Raw genomic sequence first — 22,785 nt, 5'->3', positions numbered from 1 at the left:
ATTCCGGAGATTCACCTCCCGGCCAACCCTCGACCAACTGCCGGCCAACCCGGGGCGGTCTCCTGAAGCGGCTCACCCCCACGACAGGAGACGGCGTTGCGACGTACCCTTTCGACCCTCGGCCTGGCCGGCGTGCTGCTCGCAGCCGCCGCCATGGCCGTGCCCACCATCGCCGCCGCCGAGCCCTCGACCGGCGCGGACCGCACCCGGGCGAACGACCGGCCGATCGTGATCGGTCACCGAGGCGCCAGCGGCTACCGGCCGGAACACACCCTGGAGGCGTACCGGCTGGCGATCCGGATGGGCGCCGACTACATCGAGCCGGACCTGGTGTCCACCTCCGACGGCGTCCTGGTCGCCCGGCACGAGAACGAGATCTCCGGCACCACCGACGTGTCGACGCACCCGGAGTTCGCGGCCCGCAAGGCGACCAGGACCATCGACGGTGTCGCCGTGACCGGCTGGTTCACCGAGGACTTCACACTGGCCGAGCTGAAGACGCTGCGGGCCAAGGAACGACTGCCGCAGGTCCGCGTGGCGAACACCGCGTTCGACGGCCGCTTCGAGGTGCCCACCCTCCAGGAGGTCATCGACCTGGCCCGGACCGAAGGGCGGACACGGGGCCGCACCATCGGCATCTACCCGGAGACCAAGCACCCGACCTACTTCACGTCGATCGGCCTGCCGTTGGAGGAGCCGCTGCTGCGGGTGCTGCGGCAGAACAAGCTGGACCGCAGGAACTCGCCGGTCTTCATCCAGTCGTTCGAGACGGCCAACCTGCGACGGCTGAGCCGGGTCACCGACGTGAAGCTGGTCCAACTGCTCGATGCCGCCGGCCGCCCGTACGACTTCACCGTCGCCGGTGACACCCGCGGCTACCAGGACCTCGTCACGGCGGCCGGGCTGAAGTGGATCGCCGGGTACGCCGACGGCATCGGGGCGAACAAGAACCTGCTCGTGCCCCGGGACGCCACCGGCGCCCTGCTCGCCCCGACCAACGTGGTGCGCGACGCGCACCGTGAGCGGCTGCTCGTGCACTCCTGGACGTTCCGCGCGGAGAACCAGTTCCTCCCGGTGGACTTCCGGATCGGCACCGACCCCAACGCGCGCGGCGACATCACCGCCGAGTACGAACTCTTCCTCGGCCTGGGCCTGGACGGCGTCTTCAGCGACCATCCGGACACCGCCGTCGCCGCCCTAGCCGGGAACTGACCTCTCTGCGGCTCGGCGGGGAACCTGCCCCCACCGAGCCGACCTCGGCCCGGAGCTGATCCGCTCCGAGCCGACCGCCGGGCCGATCACGCCCGGCCCACCCGCTGGCCCGCCGTCCGCCACCCGGACGGCGGGCCGACGACACATCCGGGGTCCGGACGAGGCAGCAACTTCACCGATGTTGCTGCCTTGCGGCGGGTTGAGACAGCAACAACAGGGAAGTTGACGCGATCTTCGCCCGCTCGACGGTCATCGGCGCCGCCCGCGCCCGGCGGCCCACGCCGGTCCCTGTGGTTGACCGATCGGGGCAGATGGGGCGAGGCGACACAGACCTCGGGTGGTCCGTGGAGGTTCAGGCCACCGGGAGCGCCGGCTCTCCGGTGACCGTGCGGCCCGTTGTAACCCCCGGCCACCTCATTCCTGTTACTTGTGTGTTTCCGCCACATAGCTCGTGGGTGACGTCACTTCTAGCGTGAGCCGTCACGAAGAAGTTCTCTCCCTCCGAGTCCTCATGTGGAGTCGCAATGACGGTCCGGACGACGCGGCGGGTGTTCCTCTCCGCCGCCACGATGATGGCCGCGGCGCTGGCCGCCACGGCCTGTGGTAGCCCGCAGGACACCGCCACCGGCGGCGGCGACAACGCCGCGCCGGTCAAGGTCGGCCTGGTGTACTCCCAGTCGGGTGCCCTGGCCAGCTATGGAAAGCAGTACATCGAGGGTTTCAAGGCGGGGCTGGACTTCGCCACCAAGGGCACCGGCAAGGTCGGTGACCGGAAGATCGAGTTGACCGAGGTCGACGACGCGGGCGACCCGGCCAAGGCGGTCTCCGCCGCGAAGGACCTGATCGGCAAGGGCGCGAAGATCATTGCCGGTTCCACCGCCTCGGGCGTGGCGCTCCAGGTCGCGCCGATCGCCGCGCAGAACAAGGTGCTGTTCGTCTCCGGCCCGGCCGCCACCGACGCGGTGACCGGCGCGAACAAGTACACGTTCCGCTCCGGCCGGCAGTCCTACCAGGACGTGGTGACCGCCAAGTCGTTCATCGGCGACCCGGCCGGCAAGAAGGTCGTGGTCTTCGCCCAGGACGGCGCGTTCGGTGACGCCAACGAGGCAGCCGTGAAGGCCGTCATCGGCAGCGCGGGCGCCACCGTGAGCAGTGTCCGGGCGCCGGCCAGCGCCACCGAGTTCACCCCGTTCGCCAGCCAGATCAAGGCGGCGAAGCCGGACCTGCTGTTCGTGGCCTGGGCGGGCACCACCGCCCCGGCGATGTGGCAGACCCTCGACCAGCAGGGCGTGCTCTCGTCCACCACTGTCGTCACGGGCCTGGACATCCGCGCCTCGTGGCAGACCTTTGGCACCGCCGGCGCCAAGATCTCCTTCCTGTCGCACTACTTCGACGGTGCGAGCGACACCGAGGCCAGCAAGGCCCTGAAGGCGAAGGTCACCACCATCGACCTGTTCCACCCGGACGGCTTCGCCGCCGCCCAGATGGTGGTCCGCGCGGCGCAGGAGGGCGGGGACGACGTCGACAAGATGGTCACCGCCCTGGAGGGCTGGAGCTTCGACGGGGTCAAGGGCAAGATGACCATCCGGGCCGCCGACCACGCGCTGCTCCAGCCGATGTTCCAGGCCAAGCTGACCGGCAGCGGCACCGAGTTCACGGCCACCGCGCAGAAGAGCCTCACCGGTGACGAGTCCGCGCCACCGGCCGTGGCGATGAAGGGCTGACCCATGCTCGCCACCCGCGGTCTGACCTGGCGGATCGGTGAGGTCGCCATCGTCGACAGCGTCTACCTCGACCTCGCGCCCGGGGAGTTCCTGGGCGTGATCGGGCCGAACGGCGCCGGCAAGACCTCACTGTTCAACCTGATCACTGGCCTGCGCCGGGCCACGGAGGGCCGGATAGTTCTGGACGGTCAGGACATCGGGGCGCTCCCGCCGCACCGGCGGGCCCGCCTCGGACTGGGCCGTACCTTCCAGGCGTCCTCGGTCTTCGGCTCGCTCAGCGTGCGGGAGAACGTCCGGCTCGCCGTGCAGGCGCACCGCGGGGGCTCGATGGCACTGTGGCGGCGGGCGGCGGCCGACCGGGAGGTCGCCGCCGCCGCCGACGCGGCGCTCGACCGGGTCGGTCTCGCCCACCGGGGTACGGCACTCGCCGGCACCCTGGCCCACGGCGAGAAGCGCAAGTTGGAGATCGCCCTGCTGCTCGCCGGTGAACCGCGGGTGATGCTGCTGGACGAACCGATGGCCGGCGTCAGCGCCGAGGACATCCCCGAACTGGTGGCCGTCATCAAGTCGCTGACCGGCGACAGCGGCCGGGCGGTGCTGATGGTCGAGCACCACATGGACGTCATCCTGGAGCTGGCCGACCGGATCGCCGTCATGCACCACGGCGCGCTGCTTGCCTGCGACACGCCGGAGACGGTGATGGCGAACCCCACGGTGCAAGAGGCCTACCTGGGGGAGTCGCTGTGAGCGCGGGCCTGATGGAACCAGTTCTCACTGTGGAGGACCTGTCGGTCCGGATCTCCGGGCTGCACATCCTGCAGGGGGTGTCCTTCGCGGTGGCCCCGACCGGCGTGACCGTCCTGCTCGGTCGCAACGGCGTCGGCAAGACCACCACGTTGCGCGCGATCGTCGGCCTCACCCCGCCCGCCGGGGAGGTCCGCGGCACCATCCGGATGGGTGCGCAGAACCTGCTGGCCCAGCGCACGCACCGGCTGGTCCGCGGTGGGCTCGGCTACGTGCCCGAGGACCGCTGCGTGTTCGCCGGCCTCACCGTCGCCGAGAACCTGCGGCTCGCCGAGCGGCGCGGCACCAGCCCGGCGTACGACAAGGTTTTCGCGCTCTTCCCGGAGCTGGACCGGCGCGGACGGCAACGGGCGGGTTCGCTGTCCGGCGGGCAGCAGCAGATGCTCGCGATCGGGCGGGTGCTGCTCAACGACAACCGGCTGCTGCTGGTCGACGAGCCGACCAAGGGGTTGGCGCCGAAGGTGGTGACCGAGGTGGCCGAGGTGTTGGAACGGGTCGCGGAGTCGGTGCCGGTGCTGCTCGTCGAGCAGAACCTGGCCGTCGTACGCCGACTGGCCCGCGATGCGGTGGTGCTGGCCGCCGGCAAGGTGGCCTGGACCGGCGACGCCCGTGAACTGTTGTTGGAGACGGCGCTGACCAGGTCGTTGCTGGGTGTGGGCTCGGCGGAGGTGTCCCACTGATGGGGACCGTGATTCTGTTGGCGTTGACCGGGCTGGGCCTGGCGGCGCTGTACTTCCTGGTCGCGTCGGGCCTGTCCCTGGTCTTCGGTCTGGCCGACGTGCTCAACTTCGCGCACGGGCTGTTCCTCGGCGTGGGCGCGTACGGCACCTGGTGGGCGGCGGGCAACCTGCCGGGCGCGGGCTCCGACGGGTTCGGCTTCGTGCTCGCTGTCGCCTTCGGGGTGGCCGCCGGCACGCTGGTCGCGATCCTGGTCGAGCTGGTGCTGATCCGCCCGCTCTACTCCCGCACCATCGAGCAGGTGCTGGTGACCGTCGGCCTGTCCCTGGCCGGGGTGGCGTTGTTGCAGGCCACCTGGGGTGCGGACGCACGCCCGTTCCCGCGTCCCGACTGGACTCGGCAGGTGACCGGGATCCTCGGCGCGCAGGTGCCCAACGGCGGCCTGCTGCTGATCATCGCGGCGGTGCTGGTGCTCGGCGCGATCCTGGCGTTCCTGCGCTGGACAAGGTACGGCCTGGTGATCCGGGCCGGGGTGGAGAACCGGGAGATGGTGACCGCCCTCGGCATCGACGTCCGCAAGGCGTTCACGCTGGTCTTCGCGATCGGTGGGGCGGCCGCCGCGCTCGCCGGTGCGCTCGGCGGGGTCTACTTCGGCACCGTCTCGCCCGGTCAGGGCAGCTCGCTGCTGATCTTCGCGTTCATCGTGGTGGTGATCGGCGGGATGGGCTCGGTGGTCGGCTCCGCGTACGCGGCGGTCGTGGTCGGTCTGGTGCAGCAGTTCGTCAACTACTACGGCACGTCCGGGCTGGGCGACATCTGCGTGGTCGGGCTGCTGGCCGTGGTGCTGCTGCTGCGCCCGCAGGGCATCGCCGGAAAGGTGGCAACGGCATGACGGTGATCGACGCGCCTCCCGCGCAGGTGCCCGACGAGTTGACCCCGCAGCGGGGGCGGTGGCACCGGGTCCGCCCGTTCCTGCCGCTGGTCGCGCTGGTCGTGCTGGCGATCCTGCCGTACTCGACGATCTCCCTGCCGGGGATCTTCGAGGGACCGGTCAACTCGCCCGGCACCCTGCAACTGCTCGCCATCTGCCTGATCTTCGGCGGTCTGGCGGCCGGGTACGACCTGCTCTTCGGCCGGACCGGCATGCTCTCCTTCGGGCACGCGCTGTACTTCGCGGCCGGTGTGTACGGCACCGACATCCTCATCACTCGGGCCGGTCTGCCGCTGTGGCAGGCGGCGTTGCTGACCATCACCGGCGGGACGATCCTCGCCGCGCTGCTCGGCGCGGTGGCGCTGCGCACCGTGGGCATCGCGTTCGCCATGGTCACGTTGGCCTTCGCCCAGGTCGGCGCGATCCTGGTGGCCCGGGACTTCGGTGGGCTCACCGGCGGCGAGGAAGGTCTGCCGCTGGACGTGTCCGGGCTGCCCGCCGGGCTGGTGGGGGTGACGAACACCGTCAACCTGTACTGGCTGGCGCTCGCGTACCTGACGCTGGTGGTCTTCGTGGTGCACCGGGTGAGCGGTTCCCCGACCGGTCGGGTGCTCGCCGGGCTGCGTGACGACGAGCGGCGGATCGGTGTGCTCGGGCTGGACCCGTACCGCTACAAGCTGGTGGCGTTCACCCTCGCCGGCGGGCTGGCGTCGGCGGGCGGGGTGGTCTACGTCCTCATCGTCGGCGGCGCGTCGCCGCACATCACGTCCTCCGAGCTGACCCTGTCGCTGCTGGTCATGGTGGTGCTCGGCGGACCGGGCACCAGGTGGGGGCCGGTGCTCGGCGGTGTCCTCTACATGTACCTGGACCACCGGCTCACCGCGTTCGGCACGAGCGACGCGGTGGACAACCTGCCGGCCGTCCTCAGCCACCCGCTGAGCCAGCCGCTGTTCGTCCTGGGCACTGTCTTCATCCTGGCCGTCTACTTCTTCCCAGGAGGCCTGACGAGCCTGGCCCCCCGCCTGTCCCACCTAACCCGCACCCTCCGCCCCCCACGCTGACCCCAACCCCCCTTCTGCCCCCGTCGATCATGAAGTTATAGCCACGACACGCCGCGGCGGATGGCGATAACTTCATGATCGACGGGGTGTTGTTGCGGAGGGGGAGGCTGGGGAGATGGACTCTCGGGTTGCTGTTGTCAGTGGGGGTGGGACCGGGATCGGGGCCGCCGTTGCGGAGGCGCTCGTTCGGGACGGGTACGACGTTCTGATCGTCGGCCGGCGGTCGGATGTGCTGTCGGCCGCCGCCGAACGGATCTCCGCCGAGTGTGGTCGGGCCAACGCTGTCAACGCGGTCACCGCCGACCTGACCGACCCGGAGCAGCTCGACCGGGTGCTCGCGGCGGTCGACGGTCGGCCGGTCGACGTGGTGGTCAACAACGCGGGCGGCTACCTGGGCGGGGACACCGGCACCCTGGCCGGGACCGCCGCACACTGGCGGGCCAACCTGGACGCCAACGTGCTCACCGCCGTACTGCTGACCGAGGCGTTGCGGCCGGCACTGCGTCGCCCCGGCGGGCGGGTGATCCTGGTCAGCTCGATCGCCGCTCAGCGCGGCGGCGGCGGGGCGTACTCGGCGGCGAAGGCGGCCCTGCACGGCTGGGCGTACGACCTGGCGGCTCAGCTCGGCCCGGACCAGATCACGGTCAACGTGGTGAGCCCCGGCTATGTCGCAGAGACCGAGTTCTTCGGCGACCGGATGACCGCCGAGGGGCACGCGAAGCGGGTAGCGGCGACCCTGGTCGGGCGGGCCGGCCTGCCGGACGACATCGCCGAGGCCGTCCGCTATCTCGCCAGCCCGGCCGCCGGCTACGTCACCGGTCAGGTCCTCGGCGTCAACGGGGGCTCGGTCCTCGGCCGCTGATGCACGCCCCCATGAACGACTGAAGGGCGGCGGCCCCCCGTGTGGCCGCCGCCCTCCTGCGTCGTGGGTCAGCCGTTCAGCATCTCGTAGGCCATCGCCGGAGCCTTCGTCGCGGCGGAACCGGTCGGCACGCTGATCTTCGGCGAGGTGCCGTAGTCGGCGTAGGTGACGACGTAGTCGTACGCCTTCGCCTTGCCGGCGGCCGGGATCTTCAGCGTCAGTGAGGTCAGGTGCTTGTCCGCGTCGACAACTGCGGTGAACGGCACCGACTTGGCAGCTTCGCCGAGCGCTGCCGCCTCGCCCTCCTCCAGCACCTGGGCCGCGTTGCCAGTGCTCACGTCGACGACCCCGGCGTACTGCCCGGGGCTCTGCTCCTTGACGGAGGTGGCCGCCTCGATGAGCGGGCCGGCGTTGCCCTGGTCCGCACCGTCGTAGGCCGGGATGGTGTCGCTCTCGGCCAGCTTCGTGCGGTCCAGCTTCATCCACTTGTCCGGGAACTTCGGCAGGCCCGGCTGGCCGCTGAACTTCGCCTTCAGCCAGACCTCCTCACCGATGAGCAGGAACGACATCTTCGTGGTGATGCCGTCGGAGCCCGGTGCGCCAGTGGTGTTGATCTCGACAGCCTTCGAAGCCGGGTCGACCCGCCCGCTGTGCGTGCTGGAGGAGTCCTTGCCGCTGAACTTGAACGTCCCCTCGGTGCCGTCCGGGACGGCGTCGAGGAGCGCCTGCTTCGGGTCGACGGTCGGGCTGGCGCTCGGGCCGCTCTGCGGTGCCGAGGTCGGTTCGCTCTTGGGCCCGCACCCAACCACCAGGGTGGTCGTGGCCAGCATGGCGGTGACCGCGCCCACCGTCCGTCGGATGGTGCTCGCGCTGCCCGTTGCCTGTGTCATCACATTTCTCTTTCTCGCTGCGTGGCTTGTGCCGATGACCATGTTGCCGCCGGGCACGGCGGTACGGCTGCCGATATGCTGCCGTCCGGCTGCCGGGCACTGCCGTCCGGCGATCGTCGGGGGTGTCAGGAGCGGAAATTCGCATGTCGGGAGCGCTGCGTTTCGAGATCCTCGGGCCTCAGCGGGCCTGGTTCGCCGACCGTGAAATCGACCTCGGTCCCGGCAAGCAGCGGGCGGTGCTGGCCGTGCTGCTGCTCTCCACGGGTCGTCCGGTGGCCACCGGGCAGATCGTCGAGGCGGTCTGGCCGGACGATCCGCCCGCGAACGGCCCCAACGTGGTGCAGAAGTACGTCGCCGGGCTGCGCCGGGTGCTGGAGCCGGACCGGTCGCCGCGTACACCGGGGCAGGTGCTCAGCCTGACCGACGCCGGCTATCTGCTGCGGGTGGATCCCGAGGCGGTGGACGCGGTCCGTTTCGAGCGGGGCGTCCAGGCCGCCCGGCGCCGGCACGAGTCCGGCGTCACGGAGCAGGCGCTCGCCGAGCTGACCGCCGCTCTGGACCTGTGGCACGGGGAGCCGTTCACCGGCTTCTCCGGTGCGGTGTTCGAGGCTGCCCGGCACCGCCTGGTGGAGTTGCGGGCCGTCGCCCTGGAGACCCGCGCGGAGCTGAAACTGGACAGCGGGCGGCACCGCGAGCTGGTCGGCGAGTTGGTCGAGTTGGTGGCCGAGTTCCCGGTCCGGGAGCGGCTGCGCCACCAGTACATGCTGGCGCTGTACCGCAGCGGACGGCAGGCCGAGGCGTTGGCCGCTTACCGGGATATCGACAGCCTGCTCCGGGAGGAATACGGCATCGGGCCCGGCGAGGCGTTACGCGAGTTGCACGGTCGGATCCTGCGCGCCGACCCGACCCTCACCGCCGGCGTCCCGGAAACAGGGTGGCCAGCTTCGGCTTCCGCCGCGCGGCAGGCGGAGAACAGGGTGCCGGCGCACCCGTCCGCCGACTCACATCCGGCTGCCCCGGCCGCACCGCCCTCCGCACCACCGCCCGCCCAGGCCGTCCCGGCCCAGGCGACCACACCGCCCCGGGCCTCGGGCCCATCGCCCCAAGCGTCGGGCCCGCTGCCCCAGGCGGCCGTCCCGCCGTACGCGGACCTGCCCTCGCCTCTGTACCCCGCTCTGGCCGGCCTGCCCGCCGGGCCGCCGTCCCCGTTCGCGGTCGACCAGCCGCGCCGGGAGCGGCACCCGCTGCCGACATGGGTGAGCACCACGGCCACCGTCGCCGGCACCCTCCTGCCACTGCTCTCGTTCGGCACCGGGACCTGGCTGGTGATGCTGGCGTACGCGGTGCGGCGCCGCAGTCGACGGCTCGGCCTCGCGGCCGTCGGCTATCTCCTCACCGCGGTGCTGCTGGTCTTCATGATCGCCACCGACGACCTGGAGAAGGAGGACTCGGCGGCCGAGGCGTTCCTCGGGCTCGGCGTGCTCGGCCTCTGCTGGCTGGTGGGCGCCCTGCACGTGGTCCTGCTCAACCGGTGGGTCTGGGGGCGGATCACCGGTCGGCCGCAGATGGCGCAGGCACGCGACGAGGAGCGCCGGCTGCGCCGCGAGCAGGCGCGCAACCTGCTGCACCGCTATCCCTCGGCGCGTCTGGAGTTCGCGATCGGCCGCCCCGACCTGCCCCGCGCCTTCGACGACGGCGGGCTCGTGGACATCAACGCCGTACCCGACCACGTGCTCGCCACACTGCCCGGGCTCACCGACGCGCAACGCCAGCAGGTGGCGATGGACCGGTGGGTACGCGGCCCGTACGCGTCGATGGAGGAGTTGGCCGCGCGCTGCGCGCTGCCCCTCGCGGTTGTCGACGGTCTCCGCGGCGTCCTGCTGTTCCTGCCGCCGCCCGTCCTGCCGACGGACACGCCGGCGGTGGTGGAGGCGGCGCCCACTGTGCCCCGCTGATCGTGGGGGTTATCCGACTTGGGCTGGTAGAAATGCCGGGTGGAGACAGCAGAGCGGGCGGCAATCCGGGAGCGGGCCGAGGCGGTGCTGCGCCGGCTGGCCGGTGACCACGCCCGTCTGCGTGAGGACCAGTGGCGGGCCATCGAGGCACTGGTCGTCGACCGGCGACGGGTGCTCTGTGTGCAGCGGACCGGTTGGGGCAAGTCGGCGGTCTACTTCGTGGCCACCGCCCTGCTGCGCGAGCGCGGGGAGCACGGCCCGACCGTCATCGTCTCGCCGCTGCTGGCGCTGATGCGTAACCAGGTCGAGGCGGCGGCCCGGGCGGGCATCAAGGCCCGCACGATCAACTCGGCGAACCTCGACGAGTGGGACGAGATCACCGCGGAGATCCAGACCGGTGCCGTGGACGTGCTGCTGATCAGCCCGGAACGGCTCAACAACCCGGACTTCCGCGACGGGGTGCTGCCGAAGCTGGCCGCCACCACCGGGCTGCTGGTGGTCGACGAGGCACACTGCGTCTCCGACTGGGGGCACGACTTCCGGCCGGACTACCGGCGGCTGCGCACCTTCCTCGCCGAGCTGCCCGAGCGCACCCCGGTGCTGGCGACCACCGCCACCGCCAACTCGCGGGTCACCCAGGACGTGGCCGAGCAGTTGGGAGACGCCCTCATCCTGCGCGGCACCCTGGATCGCGAGTCGTTGCGCCTCGGGGTCCTCGACCTGCCCAGCCCGGCACACCGGCTGGCCTGGCTCGCCGACCACCTCGATCAGCTCCCCGGCTCGGGCATCGTCTACACGCTGACCGTCGCGGCAGCGGGGGAGACGGCCGAGTTCCTGCGGTCCCGGGGCTACCCGGTGGCGTCGTACACCGGGCAGGCCGACGACGCCGACCGGCGCGCCGCCGAGCAGGACCTGCTCGACAACAAGATCAAGGCGTTGGTCGCGACGAGCGCCCTCGGCATGGGCTTCGACAAGCCTGACCTGGGCTTCGTCGTCCACCTCGGCGCGCCGCCCTCGCCGATCGCGTACTACCAGCAGGTCGGCCGCGCCGGCCGCGCCGTCGAGCACGCCGAGGTGCTGCTGCTGCCCGGCGTCGAGGACGCCGCCATCTGGCGATACTTCGCCTCGCTGGCGTTCCCACCGGAGCAGCAGGTGCGCGCCGTGCTGGCCGCCCTGCACCCCGACCGCCCTCTCTCCACCCAGGCCCTCGAACCGCTCGTCGACCTGCGCCGCACCCGGCTGGAGCTGATGCTCAAGGTGCTCGACGTGGACGGCGCGGTCCGCCGGGTGCGCGGTGGATGGCTCGCCACCGGCGAGCCCTGGGTCTACGACGAGGCCCGGTTGCGCCGCGTCGCCGAGGCGCGCACCGTCGAGCAGCAGGCCATGCGGGAGTACGCGACCACGTCCGACTGCCGGATGCGGTATCTACGGGAACGCCTCGACGACACCGGGGCGACCGACTGCGGCCGGTGCGACAGGTGCGCCGACCCGCTCTTCTCTGCCGACGTGTCGACAGCCGCGCTCGCCGCCGCGCAGACCTTCCTGGGCCGCCCCGGCGTGGAGATCGCCCCGAAGAAGCTCTGGCCGACCGGGTTGGACGCGGTGGGCGTACCCCTCAAGGGCCGGATCGCCCCCGCGGAGCAGGCGTTGCCGGGCCGTGCCGTCGGGCGCCTGTCGGACCTCGGTTGGGGTGGCCGGTTGCGTGATCTCGTCGGCCCGGAGGCGCTGGACGCGCCGGTGCCCGACGACGTCGTCGGCGCGGTGGTGGAGGTGTTGAAGGCATGGGCGCACGGCGACGACCCGTGGCCCCGCCGGCCGGTGGGGGTGGTCGCGGTCGGTTCGCGGCGACGGCCCCGACTGGTCGGGTCGCTCGCCGAGCGGATCGCCGCCGTGGGCCGGCTGCCGCTGCTCGGCGAGGTCATCCCGGCCGGTCCGGGCGGTCCGGCCGGGCCGCGCGGCAACAGCGCCCAACGGGTACGCGCGCTGCACGACACCTTCACCGTGCCGACCGACCTGGCGGACGCCCTGACGGGCCTGGACGGCCCGGTGCTGCTCGTCGACGACCTGATCGACTCGGGTTGGACGATGACGTTGGTCGCTCGGGCCCTGCGCCGGGCCGGTGCGCCCGACGTGCTCCCGCTCGCCCTCGCCGTCGCCGGCTGACCCGCCGCCCCTCCCGTCGGTCGCCGGGCGGTCGTCGGCGCTGCTCGGGTTCGGGGCGCGGTCCGTGCCCGGGTCGAGGCGCTGCAGGGAGGTCTGCGCCAATCCTCGGCTGCACGGGGTTCGGGGCGTCGTCCATGCCTGGTCGAGGGCGTTGACCGGCGCTGCGGCGCGGTCTGCGCAGGTCGGGTGGGAAAGTTCCCGGGCGGCGTCGAATGCGACCGTCGCCACGCCGTCCGGGCGTCGGCCTGGGCCGCCCCGACGCGGCGGTACCGTGGGGGTATGACCGACCAGCAGCCCGTCACCCGCGCGCACGACGTCACGGGTAGGACCGCCGTCGCCGAGGCGGGCCACGTGCTGGGCGTCGGCGGTGCCTGACCAGGTCTCCGCCGCGCCGGACCGGAGCACGCTCCGGCTGGCGCTGGTGGTCGGTGGGCTGGTGCTGGCGGTGCTGCTCGGTTTCGGCCTCGGCCGGATGAACACGACAGGCACCGCCACCGGCAGCCCGTCGTTGGCCGCCGATCACACCGACCCGCCGGGGACCGGGCCGCACAACCACGGCAGCGCCGCGAGCACCGATCAGGGCACGGCCACCGAACCGGGCGGTCTGGCGGTCAGCTCAGCCGGGTTCACCCTGGCGCCCCTGACGACCGAGTTCGCGGCCGGCAGGCCCGGTCAGCTCCGCTTCCAGGTGCGCGACGTGCAGCGCCGGCCCGTCACCCGCTTCGCCGTCGTGCACGACAAGCCGATGCACCTCATCGTCGTCCGTCGGGACCTGACCGGTTACCAGCACCTGCACCCGACCATGGCGGCGGACGGCACCTGGTCGGTGCCGTTGACCCTCGCGCAGTCCGGGGTCTGGCGCGCGTACGCCGATTTCACCGTCGTCGCCGACAACGGCGCGCAGACCGCGGTGACCCTCGGCGCGGACCTGGTCGTGCCCGGTGACTACCAGCCTCGTTCGCTGCCGGGTCCGGCCACCTCGACGACGGTGGGCCGGTTCACGGTCGGCTACCAGGGCACCCCGCAGGCGGGGGCGACAGTGCCGCTGACGTTCCGGGTCGACGGTGCTGGCGGCGCCGCCCCGCTGGAGCGGTACCTCGGGGCGTACGGGCATCTGGTGGCGTTGCGCGAGGGCGACCTCGGCTACCTGCACGTGCACCCGGAACCAGAGCTGGTGGACGGCCAGATCAAGTTCTGGCTGACCACCCCCGGCCCCGGCCGCTACCGCCTGTACCTGGACTTCCAGGTAGGGACCGAAGTCCACACCGCCGAGTTCACCCTCACGGTCCCCTAATCCCACCCGGGCCCCTCCGCCCCGGGGGGTTAGCCGGCTCGGCGGATGGGGCGGCGGGCCAGGTAGCGGAGCAGGTCGCGGATGTGGTGCTTCTCCTCGGCGGGGACCGTCGGGTCGGCCAGCCGGTCCAGGATGGCGCGGACGTCGGCTTCGACGGGGCCGTCGTCGTGGCGTCGCCGGGGGGTGGGGCCGGCGTCGGGCAGCCCGAGCGCGCGGAACGCGGCAGCGACCGGTAGATCCAGTGCGGCGCAGAAGCCGCGCACCTTGGCCAGCTCGGGATAATCCTGCCAGTCACCCGCCAACCAGCGGAACACGGTGGAGCGTCCCACGCCCGTGTGCGAGGCAAGATCGGTCACGGTCCAGCCACGTTCGTCACGAGCGTCATCGATGGCGCGCCGGACGAAGCGGGCGAAGGCCATCTGCGGTGATACCTCGGCTGATCCCATCCCTGTATGTCTTTCCCCCTGCCGCAGCACCGGGACGATGCGCCTTTCCGAGGGTAGTACGCCCACAGCCGGAAACAATTGACTGACCGCACAATCTGTCCCGTGGACGAGACTTTTCCGCGACAGCATGATGCCGACCGGAAATTGCATCAAGCGATCACTATCGTTCTTCCACTAAGCTCGGTGCCCGTCCCGGCATGGTCCCGTCTGCCGCGTCCGACCGCACCACCGCCCGAGGAGCACCATGGCCGAACCGAGCCGCCCCCAGCCGTACCAGCCCGGTGCGGTGAGCCTGTTCTTCGTTGCCAAGGCCGGCGTCTTCGCCGCCGCGTTCTGGATCTGGCTGCTGGTTCTGGTGCTCCGCACCAGTTCCGCGACCGGTCTCCAGGTGCTGGCTGCCACCGGCGCGATCACCACCACGCTGGTCGCGGTCGTGCTGGGTGCCCGGATGGCGTTGCAGCACAGCGCTGCCATTCGGCACGCCGAGACCAAGAAGCTGCTGGTGGACATCTCCTGGAACGCCTTCGCCGCCGCCGGCAACGCCGAGAGCGCGGGCAAGGTCGTGCCCTTCCCGACCGCCCTGGGCGACGGTGAGCGGGCCACCCAGCGCAACGGCGGCGACCGGATATCGGTCCTCGACCGTGGCGCCGGCGAGCGCAACGGTGCCCGGGGCCGCAGTGGCGGCAGCGATCGCCGTCGCTAGGCGGCGGGCTCCTCGGCGGCGGAGAGCAGGGTCTCCAGTCGGGGTGTGACCTGCCACTGGTCCACCAGTTCGCGGTACTCCGCGTCTTGCTGTGCGCTGGCCTCGCTGCCGGTGCGGCGGGCACGGATCAGCAGGTTGCGTGGCGTGTGCTGGGAGTCGACGAACTCCACCACCTCGGCCCGGTACCCGTGCACCCGCAACAACCCGGCGCGCAGTGCGTCGGTGAGCACGTCGGCGAAGCGCTCGCGCAGGATGCCCTGCCGGGTCAGCAGCTCGTACGGTGCCGGGGTGGGGTGGGCGCGGAGCTGCTTCGCCAGGTCGTGGTGGCAGCACGGCGCGGCCAGCACCCAGCGGGCCTCCCAGCGCACTGCGCGGGCCAACGCCTCGTCCGTGGCGGTGTCGCAGGCGTGCAGCGCCAGCACCAGGTCGGGTGCGGGGTCGACGACGGCGTCGGCGATCGTGCCGGCGACGAAGCTGATCTGGTCGGCCCAGCCCAGCCGCTGCGCCAGCTCGGTGTTGCGTCGCCGCTGGTCCTCCCGGACGTCCACGCCGATCAGTTGGACGTCGAGCCCTCGACTTGCCAGGTAGCGGTACGCGGCGAACGTGAGGTACGCGTTGCCGCAGCCCAGATCGACCACCCGCAGCGAACCGGTCAGATCGTCGGGAAGGGTCGCGGCCAGGGCACGCAGGAACGCGTCCACCTGGCGGCGTTTGGCCGCCGAGCCACCGATCTCGGCGAAGATCGGGTCACCGGGGTCGAGCAGGTATTCCTTCGTCCGGTCGTTCCCGCTCGGTGTGGCCGCCGGGCGGGACGTCGCGGCGCGGTGCACCTGCGCCTCGCCGGACTTGGTCACCCGGAGTTGGAGCGTCGCGTCGGCTGTCTCCACGTGCCAGTTGCCGAACGGTTCGGCCAGCAGCTCGTCGATCGCCTGGATCGCCTCCGGACCGGGGGCGACGTTGCGGGTGTACGGGCGGGTGCCGTCGGAGGTGGCGATCTGCAGTCGCGGGCCGGCCTTGAGCCGCACCGGCCGCAGTTCGGCCCGAGCCACCACGGGATGGCGCCCACGGCGTCGTCCGGCGGCGACCGCCCGGGTCAGCGCGGGGTCGAGCAGCAGCGCCCGAACCTCGGTCAGGGCAACATCCAGTGGTTCCGGCATCGTTCCATCTTCGGCAGGTGGGGTGGGAAGGGAACATCCCCCGTACCGCGCGAGGCGGTGCGGGGGATGTCAGGTGTGGCTGTGGGTCAGTCCGCGGTCGCCTCGGCCGGCGTACCCGCACCGGAACCGCCACCACGGCGGCGCCGGCGGCGGCGCGGCTTCGACGGTTCGCCGTCGGACGCGGCGGCCGGCTCGGCGTCACTGCCAGGATCGGCGGAGATCACCGCGGTCGGCTCGCCCACGACCGTCTCGCCGGCCCGGCGGCGACGCCGGCGGCGCGGGGTACGGGTGCCTTCGTCGGCGGTGTCGCCAGCCTCGGCGATCGCCGGTGCCTCGGCCTCGGCCGCTGCCGGCGAGCCGGCGTCGGAGCGGTCGCGGCGGCTGTCGCCCCGACCACGGCGCTCGCCTCGCCCCTCGCCACGGCTCTCACCGCGTCGGGGGCTCCGGCCGCCACCGCTGTCGCCCCGACGGGAGCGCGTCGTCCCGCCCAGGTCCTCTTCGATCTCGGCGGACAGCCCGGCGCGGGTGCGCTCGGCCGTCGGCAGGGTGCCGCTGACCTCAGTCGGGATGTGCAGGTCGGTGTAGAGGTGCGGCGACGTGTGGTACGTCTCCGGCGGCTCCGGCATCTCCAGACCCAGGGTCTTGTCGATGATCCGCCAGCGCGGCATGTCGTCCCAGTCGACGAAGGTCACCGCGACACCCGTCGCGCCGGCCCGGCCGGTACGACCGATCCGGTGGGTGTAGGTGTCCTGGTCTTCGGGGCAGTCGTAGTTGATGACGTGGGTGACGCCGGTGACGTCCAGCCCTCGGGCCGCCACGTCGGTGGCGACCAGAATGTCGATCTTGCCGGCCCGGAAGGCCCGCAGCGCCCGCTCGCGGGCACCCTGGCCGAGGTCACCGTGCACCGCGGCGACCGCGAACCCGCGGAAGTCGAGGTCCTCTGCGACGCGGTCGGCGGCCCGCTTGGTGCGGGTGAAGATCATGGTCAGCCCACGCCCCTCCGCCTGGAGGATGCGCGCCACCACCTCGACCTTGTTCATCGAGTGGGTGCGGTAGACCAGCTGCTGGGTCTGCGGCGACGGACCGGTCTCGGCGGTGTGCCCGGCGTGGATCGTCATCGGCTGGCGCAGGAAGCGCCGGGACAGGGTGACGATCGGGTCCGGCATGGTGGCCGAGAAGAGCATCGTCTGCCGGTCTTCCGGAAGCATCGCGAGGATCTTCTCGACGTCGTCGAGGAAGCCCAGGTCGAGCATCCGGTCGGCCTCGTCGAGGACGAGCGCGTGCACCCGGTCCAGACGGAGGTGCTTCTGCTTCTGCAGGTCCATCAGCCGGCCCGGGGTGCCGACCAGGATCTCGACGCCCTTGCGCAGCGCGTCGATCTGCGGCTCGTACGCGACGCCGCCGTAGATCGGCAGCACCCGGACGCCCCGCGTCCGGCCGGCGGCGGCCAGGTCCTTGGCGACCTGGATGCCCAGCTCACGGGTGGGGACGACGACCAGCGCCTGGGGGACGCCGTCGCTGCCCTCGCCCGGCGCGAAGACGCGATCCAGCAGGGGCACGCCGAAGCCGAGGGTCTTGCCGGTGCCGGTGGGCGCCTGACCGATCAGGTCGACGCCGCGCAGCGCGATCGGGATCGCGTATTCCTGGATGGCGAAGGCGCGGGTGATGCCCGCCGAGGCCAGGGCCTCGACGGTCTCGGCGCGGGCGCCGAGTGCGGCGAACGTGGGGGCCTCCGGTCGAACCGGGGCAGTGGGGGCCAGTTCCTGGCCGTCCATCAAATCTTGAGTCAGGTCGCTCATGTGGATGTGGGGGTGCCCTCTCGTGGGTGCGCCCGTCATGTCCTCAGGGCGCGTTCGGTATGACGCGGGCCACACGGTCGGCGGCAGATTGCCGAGCCGGACCGGGCCGCACGCGCGCCGCGGGCTGAGCTTCGATCAGATCGGCGCCCACGGCAACTGCTCCATGCTACCTGAACAGGGATGCGCCCGTCCCGATTCCCACCCGGCCACTCGTCACGCGGGGCAAGTAATTGTGACCTACGTCACGTCAATCCGGCTCGTGGGATGCCGTTGGCCTGCGCTCGTGTCCACGCCGAGCATCCCCGGTCCCGCGCTGGAAGAACCGGACCGGGCGGTTGGCCGGCTCTCCGTGTGGGCGCGGCGGCTGGTCGGCGAGGCGTTGTCCCAGGCGAGCCGGTTCCGCCGCCGAGCGGGTCGCAATCACCGCGCTGATCGCGCGGGGCGACCGGGTCGACGTGCCGGGGCTGTTCGGCAGGCTCACCGCCGCGCACACAGCGCGGATGGCCGCCGCCGGGCTGAACAACTGACCGCCCGGGAAGCCGGTGCCGGCCTGCGGCAGGTGGGCCGATGCCGACCTGCCGCGATGGCCGGACCGGTCAGCGGACGGTGAAACCGACCGCCCGGGACGACGCCTCGGCGATCTCGACGTAGGCGACCTTCTCGACCGGCACGATGACCCGTCGGCCCTTCTCGTCGGTCAGGGAGAGCGTGCCGCCGTTACCGGCGAAGGCGTCGGTCACGATCTGCTCGATCTCGGCCGGCGACTGCGCGCTGTCTACTACCAGCTCACGCGGCGCGTACTGCACGCCGATCTTGACCTCCACTGTGCCTCCTCAACTGGGGCGAAAGAACCGCCCTGCGAAGGCTATCCGATCACGGGGTCGGCGGTCAGGCTGACTCACCTTGCAGCGGGAAGCTCGCGATGCCCCGCCACGACAGCGCGGCCACCAGCGCCTCGGCCTCGGCCTTCGGCACCTGCCGGCCACCGGCCAGCCAGAACTGCGCGGCCGTCTCCGCGGCACCGACCAGCCCGGAGGCGAGCAGCTCGGCGTGCGACCGGCTCACGCCGGTGTCCGAGATGATGGTGTCGGTGATCGCCGCGATGCAACCCTGCTCGACCCGCTCCACCCGTTGCCGCACCGCCGGGTCGTTGCGCAGGTCCGATTCGAAGACGAGCCGGAACGCCTCGCTCTCGTGGTCGACGAAGTCGAAGTACGCCCGTACCGACGCGCTGACCCGTTCCTTGTTGTCGCTGGTGCCGTGCATCGCGTCCTGCACCTGAGCGACGATGGCGTCACAGTGCGTGTCGAGCAGCGCCAGGTAGAGATCCATCTTTCCGGGAAAGTGTTGGTAGAGCACGGGCTTCGAAACCCCGGCCCGCTCGGCGATGTCGTCCATCGCGGCGGCGTGGTAACCCTGTGCGACGAACACCTCCTGCGCCGCAGCGAGAAGCTGCTTACGACGCGCGGAGCGGGGCAGACGGGTGGGTCGTCCAGCGGTCTGTGCACCGTTGCCCGCAGCGGTCATGGGTTCCTCCGAGTTCTCCGTACGAGCCGGCATTTTCCCCCCAGACCGGGCGAGGCCCGCGACCACCGTCGTGGAAATGGCCCGCCGCTGTAACTTATCGCCACTCTCGGCACACGGTAGCCTCAGCGGGGGCGACCAAGGAGCGCGCGGTGAGTGAAACAGGTCAACCCGGAGCCGCTACCCCGGGAGAGCACGGTGACGGCGCGGGTCAGCACGACGACCCGAGCCGTTCCGTCAGCGGGTGGGCACCCCCGGCGGGTGGGTGGCCGCGAGCCGCCGATCACGAGGATGCCCGGGAACAGGCGCCGCGTTGGCAGCCGGACCCCGCGTCCGGCTGGCGCACCTCCTCCACCAGGCATGGCGACCTGCCGTCGCCGCTGGCCGGGCTGCCGGGTGACCTCGATCCGCCGACCCGGGTCAACGGCCACAACGCCAACGGTGTGCACCATCCCGATGACGCCAACGGCGTCCGTCGCCCCGGCCTCGAACCGACAGTGGGACGTCCCACGCCGGTGAGCGCACCCCCCGGGCTGCCCGTCGAGGGCCGCCCCGAGCCGGCCAGCGACCGACTGGTGGTGCCTGCCCAACGTCCCGCCCCGCGTGTGGAGCAGGGGGTCGACGAGCCCGACCGCTCCGCCGCCGACCCGGCCGCCGCCCACCGCGCCCGCTGGGCCGAGCCCGGCCTGCCCACCTCCGCGCCGCCTGCGGTCCAGGTGCCGCCCGTCGGCACCGCCGCGTCGGGTTTCGAGGTGCCGCCCGGCTTCCACGCGCCCAACGCCGAGCGGCTGGCCGCCGAGGACCCACCGGCCGCCGGGTCACGCGACCGGCGGGACCCGCTCGCTCCGGAGCACCAGGCAGCACCGGGACGCACCTCGGGGCCCGCCGGGCCCGCCGACGCGACCGAGCCGGCTCGCGCCGCCGAAGGCCCCCGCCCGGGTGACGCGCACCGGGCCGGGGAATCGTCGGCCATCGAGCCGGACTGGTCGGGGCCGAGCTGGAACCGCCCGAGTTGGGGCGGTGGCTGGGCGCCGCCCTGGTCCCGTCCGGACGACGAGCCGGCTGGTCCGCCGACCACCGACGAGTCCGCGCCGGGTTGGGTCGCCGAGCCCATCCAGCCGTACGAGCCGGTGCGGGCCGAGTCACCCCGCCCGTACGAGCCGGTCCGCGCCGAGCCGCCCCGCGGGTACGACCCCGTCCGGAGCGACGTCGCGTCCGAGGCGGCGCCGGAGCGCCCGGCCGAACCGACCAGCGGGCCGCCGACCAACCGGCCGACCTGGGCAGCCCCGCCCGCTGTCCCGCCCACCGATCGCCCGCTCCGGGCTGTCGACCCGGACCAGCCCCCGACCGGCGAGCCGGGCGTGCCGTCGTCAGGCACGCCGCCGCTGGTCCCGCCGGGCACGCCGCCACCGGCCGTGGAGCGCCCGGCCTGGGCAGGCGGCCCGACGCCGACCAGCGGTCCGCCGGCCAACCGGCCGTCCTGGGCCGGGTCCGGAGCCAGCCGTACGCCCCGGATCGACCGGCCGTCCTGGGCTGGCGGTGCTGCCGAGTCCGAGCCGACCAGTGGCCCGCCGGCGCGGCCGTCCTGGGCCGGGGGTTCCGACCCGGCATCGACCGGTACGCCGTCGGTCCGCCCGTCGTGGGCTGGCGGTGCCGCCGACTCCGAGCCCACCAGTGCGCCACCGGCGCGGCCCTCCTGGGCCGGGGGTTCCGACCCCGCGCCGACCGGTACGCCGTCGGCCCGTCCGTCCTGGGCTGGCGGTGCGGCCGAGTCCGAGCCGATCAGTGCGCCGCCGGCTCGGCCCTCCTGGGCTGCCAGCCCGGCATCGGCCGACGTGCCACCGCTGGCGCCAGCCGGGCCACCTCCCGCACTGGCCGAGGCGCCACCGGCTCCGGCGGGCCCGCCCCTGGTCGCCGAGCGCCCCACCTGGGCTGGCGGGCCGCCCACCAGCCCGGCGAGCGCCGCGCGGGAAGAACGGCCGGACTGGTCCGAGGGCCGCATCCCCGCCACTCCCGTCGACCGTCCCTCGTGGGGGGCGATCCAGTCGTCCATGCCCCGTGGCGGTGACGACGGCGAGACCCCGGGCATGCCACGGCCCGAGATCCGACCAGCCACCGCGCCATTCCGGCTCCGCCCGGCGACGCCAGACCTGCCCGGCCCGTCTCCCGTCGACTCGCACCGCCCGGCCGCGCCGACCAACGCCCCGTCACCCGGTGACCTCACGTCGTCCTCGACGGGATCGACTCCGCCCCCTGCCACGAACGGGTCCGAGCCCCACGACCGGCCAGGACCCGTGTCCGCCTCTCCCTATGCGGCTCGCCGATCCGCACCCGACCCGACGTCGTCGTCCGAACCGGCCGACGACGCCCGGCAGTCGGACCCGAAAGCGGTGGTGCTGCCGCAGCGCGTCCCCGCAGAACCGGACGTGCCCGTCGTGCCGGAGCCGCCAGCTGTGGAGCCACCCGCCGAAACTCCGGAACTCGCCCGCATCGCCACCCACCTTCGTCGGGACGACGAGCCAGCCCCGTTGCGGGAGCGCCCCGAGGGGTTCGACGTCAACGCGATCCTGGACGCCGTCCGCGAGGTGGCCGGTGTCCGCGACGCTGCGCTGCGTCGTACCCCGGCGGGAGCGCACAGTCTCCGGCTCGACCTGGCTGACGGCGCCGACCCGGCCGAGGTGAGCCGACAGGTGGCCCGGCTGCTTCAGGATCGGATGGGGCTGGCCGCCGCCCCGCAGAACGTGCCCGGTCTGCCCAGCACGCCGCCCCCGCCGGTTCGCCGTCGCGTTGCCGAACCCCGGGCCGCCGAACGGCGTACCCCGGAGCAGAGCGTGACCGCACGCGATGCCGGCGCCGAAGCGCGTACCGGTGAGGTGCGGGCGGTCGAGACGCCGACGAGCGGTCGTCCGCCGGGTGCTCGGGTGGAGGCCATGCCTGCAGGCATTGAACAGAGGCCCGCCACCGACATCTCGCGCCGCCGCCGGTCGAACGCCCCGCACCGGGGTCGCGCCACGGTCGAGGAGCCGGGATCGGTCTCGGCCGCGCCGGCCGGTGGCGCGACCGGGAGCCCGGCGACGCTCGGCACGTCGTACTCCGGTGGTCAGGTGACCACGACGGAGTCGGCGCCGTCCCGACCGCTGGACACCGGCGGCACGCCGGGGCCCCGGGTGGTGATCGACCACGTGCAGGTCAGCACCTTCGGCCTGGACGCGAACGTGGAGGTCCGGCTGCTGGCCGGGGGCGACAGCGCCTCCGGGTACGCGACCGGGCCGGCGGTGGACGGCTACGTGCTGCGGCTCTGCGCGGTCGCGGCCGCCGCCGCGGTGGACGAGTTGCTACGCGGCGCCGAGAACGCCGAGCGGGGGCGCTGCTTCGTCGAGCACGCGGCGGTGGTGCCGTTCGGCAACTGCGAGGTGGCCACCGTGGTGGCACTGCTCGTCTGTGAGGGCTGGGTCGAGCAGCTCGCCGGCTCGGCTCTGGTCGCCGGTGATCCCCGGCAGGCGGTGGTGCGGGCGACCCTCGCGGCGGTGAACCGTCGGCTGGAGGCGCTGCTGTCCTGAGTGGTCCGAGGCAGACTGGAAC

At 72.7% G+C, this 22,785-nt stretch carries 18 protein-coding genes; 12 read left to right on the top strand and 6 right to left on the bottom strand.

Going from position 1 to position 22,785, the window contains the following annotated elements; genetic code table 11:
* Window positions 1-96: 96 nt before the first annotated feature.
* The 7 genes from KBX34_RS05675 (at window position 97) to KBX34_RS05645 (ending at window position 7,272) form a co-directional block, all read left to right on the top strand.
* Window positions 97-1,212, top strand: coding sequence for a glycerophosphodiester phosphodiesterase (locus KBX34_RS05675; RefSeq protein ID WP_210923610.1), 1,116 nt, complete (start codon window positions 97-99; stop codon window positions 1,210-1,212).
* A 524-nt stretch (window positions 1,213-1,736) separates the two neighbouring features.
* Window positions 1,737-2,936 carry a substrate-binding domain-containing protein gene (locus tag KBX34_RS05670; protein ID WP_210923608.1) on the top strand — a complete coding sequence of 400 codons (1,200 nt, stop codon included), beginning with the start codon at window positions 1,737-1,739 and terminating at the stop codon, window positions 2,934-2,936.
* A gap of 3 nt (window positions 2,937-2,939) precedes the next feature.
* Window positions 2,940-3,683 (top strand): ABC transporter ATP-binding protein, encoded by a 744-nt coding sequence (locus KBX34_RS05665; RefSeq protein WP_088950298.1) that lies wholly within the window; start codon window positions 2,940-2,942, stop codon window positions 3,681-3,683.
* An 11-nt stretch (window positions 3,684-3,694) separates the two neighbouring features.
* Window positions 3,695-4,420, top strand: a complete 726-nt coding sequence (locus tag KBX34_RS05660) for an ABC transporter ATP-binding protein (RefSeq protein WP_199176979.1) — start codon at window positions 3,695-3,697, stop codon at window positions 4,418-4,420.
* On the top strand, window positions 4,420-5,310 hold the full coding sequence (locus KBX34_RS05655) for a branched-chain amino acid ABC transporter permease (RefSeq protein WP_088950297.1): 891 nt from the start codon (window positions 4,420-4,422) through the stop codon (window positions 5,308-5,310). The genes KBX34_RS05660 and KBX34_RS05655 overlap by 1 nt, the downstream gene beginning before the upstream one ends.
* Window positions 5,307-6,410, top strand: a complete 1,104-nt coding sequence (locus KBX34_RS05650) for a branched-chain amino acid ABC transporter permease (RefSeq protein WP_099848772.1) — start codon at window positions 5,307-5,309, stop codon at window positions 6,408-6,410. Before KBX34_RS05655 ends, KBX34_RS05650 begins: the two co-directional genes overlap by 4 nt.
* A gap of 115 nt (window positions 6,411-6,525) precedes the next feature.
* Window positions 6,526-7,272, top strand: a complete 747-nt coding sequence (locus KBX34_RS05645) for an SDR family NAD(P)-dependent oxidoreductase (protein ID WP_210923606.1) — start codon at window positions 6,526-6,528, stop codon at window positions 7,270-7,272.
* Window positions 7,273-7,340: 68 nt separating this feature from the next.
* Here the strand turns inward: KBX34_RS05645 and KBX34_RS05640 are convergent, their stop codons facing one another.
* Complete coding sequence (locus KBX34_RS05640) at window positions 7,341-8,162, bottom strand: hypothetical protein (protein WP_210923604.1); 822 nt, start codon at window positions 8,160-8,162, stop codon at window positions 7,341-7,343.
* Window positions 8,163-8,305: 143 nt separating this feature from the next.
* Between KBX34_RS05640 and KBX34_RS05635 the strand changes: the two genes are divergently transcribed.
* The 3 genes from KBX34_RS05635 (at window position 8,306) to KBX34_RS05625 (ending at window position 13,574) form a co-directional block, all read left to right on the top strand.
* Entirely contained in the window at window positions 8,306-10,117 is a 1,812-nt protein-coding gene (locus tag KBX34_RS05635; protein ID WP_210923602.1) for an AfsR/SARP family transcriptional regulator, read from the top strand.
* Window positions 10,118-10,156: 39 nt separating this feature from the next.
* Window positions 10,157-12,280, top strand: coding sequence for a RecQ family ATP-dependent DNA helicase (locus KBX34_RS05630; RefSeq protein ID WP_210923600.1), 2,124 nt, complete (start codon window positions 10,157-10,159; stop codon window positions 12,278-12,280).
* A 367-nt stretch (window positions 12,281-12,647) separates the two neighbouring features.
* Window positions 12,648-13,574 (top strand): hypothetical protein, encoded by a 927-nt coding sequence (locus KBX34_RS05625; protein ID WP_210923599.1) that lies wholly within the window; start codon window positions 12,648-12,650, stop codon window positions 13,572-13,574.
* A gap of 29 nt (window positions 13,575-13,603) precedes the next feature.
* Here KBX34_RS05625 and KBX34_RS05620 read toward each other — a convergent pair whose 3' ends face one another.
* Window positions 13,604-14,020, bottom strand: coding sequence for a helix-turn-helix domain-containing protein (locus KBX34_RS05620; protein WP_088950292.1), 417 nt, complete (start codon window positions 14,018-14,020; stop codon window positions 13,604-13,606).
* Window positions 14,021-14,264: 244 nt separating this feature from the next.
* Here KBX34_RS05620 and KBX34_RS05615 point away from each other — a divergent pair, with 244 nt between their 5' ends.
* On the top strand, window positions 14,265-14,723 hold the full coding sequence (locus tag KBX34_RS05615) for a hypothetical protein (RefSeq protein WP_210923597.1): 459 nt from the start codon (window positions 14,265-14,267) through the stop codon (window positions 14,721-14,723).
* Here KBX34_RS05615 and KBX34_RS05610 read toward each other — a convergent pair.
* The 4 genes from KBX34_RS05610 to KBX34_RS05595 form a co-directional block, all read right to left on the bottom strand.
* Window positions 14,720-15,880, bottom strand: a complete 1,161-nt coding sequence (locus tag KBX34_RS05610) for an SAM-dependent methyltransferase (RefSeq protein WP_210923596.1) — start codon at window positions 15,878-15,880, stop codon at window positions 14,720-14,722. The genes KBX34_RS05615 and KBX34_RS05610 overlap by 4 nt on opposite strands.
* Before the next feature lie 86 nt (window positions 15,881-15,966).
* Window positions 15,967-17,679, bottom strand: coding sequence for a DEAD/DEAH box helicase (locus tag KBX34_RS05605; RefSeq protein WP_210923595.1), 1,713 nt, complete (start codon window positions 17,677-17,679; stop codon window positions 15,967-15,969).
* Window positions 17,680-18,275: 596 nt separating this feature from the next.
* A complete protein-coding gene (locus KBX34_RS05600; protein ID WP_088950288.1) occupies window positions 18,276-18,503 on the bottom strand; it encodes a DUF3107 domain-containing protein in 228 nt (75 codons plus the stop codon).
* Window positions 18,504-18,567: 64 nt separating this feature from the next.
* Entirely contained in the window at window positions 18,568-19,206 is a 639-nt protein-coding gene (locus tag KBX34_RS05595) for a TetR/AcrR family transcriptional regulator (protein ID WP_088950287.1), read from the bottom strand.
* 1,382 nt (window positions 19,207-20,588) lie between these two features.
* On the opposite strand from KBX34_RS05595, the gene KBX34_RS34370 reads away from it, so the two are divergent.
* The gene (locus tag KBX34_RS34370) at window positions 20,589-22,763 is read left to right on the top strand and encodes a hypothetical protein (protein ID WP_374223658.1); all 2,175 of its coding nucleotides are present in this window, start codon (window positions 20,589-20,591) and stop codon (window positions 22,761-22,763) included.
* Window positions 22,764-22,785: the final 22 nt, after the last annotated feature.

The sequence above is a fragment of the Micromonospora sp. M61 genome (genome assembly GCF_018070245.1).
Classification (GTDB): domain Bacteria; phylum Actinomycetota; class Actinomycetes; order Mycobacteriales; family Micromonosporaceae; genus Micromonospora; species Micromonospora zamorensis.
Note: the sequence above shows the minus strand (reverse complement) of the source record. Positions and strands in the feature narration are given on the sequence as shown.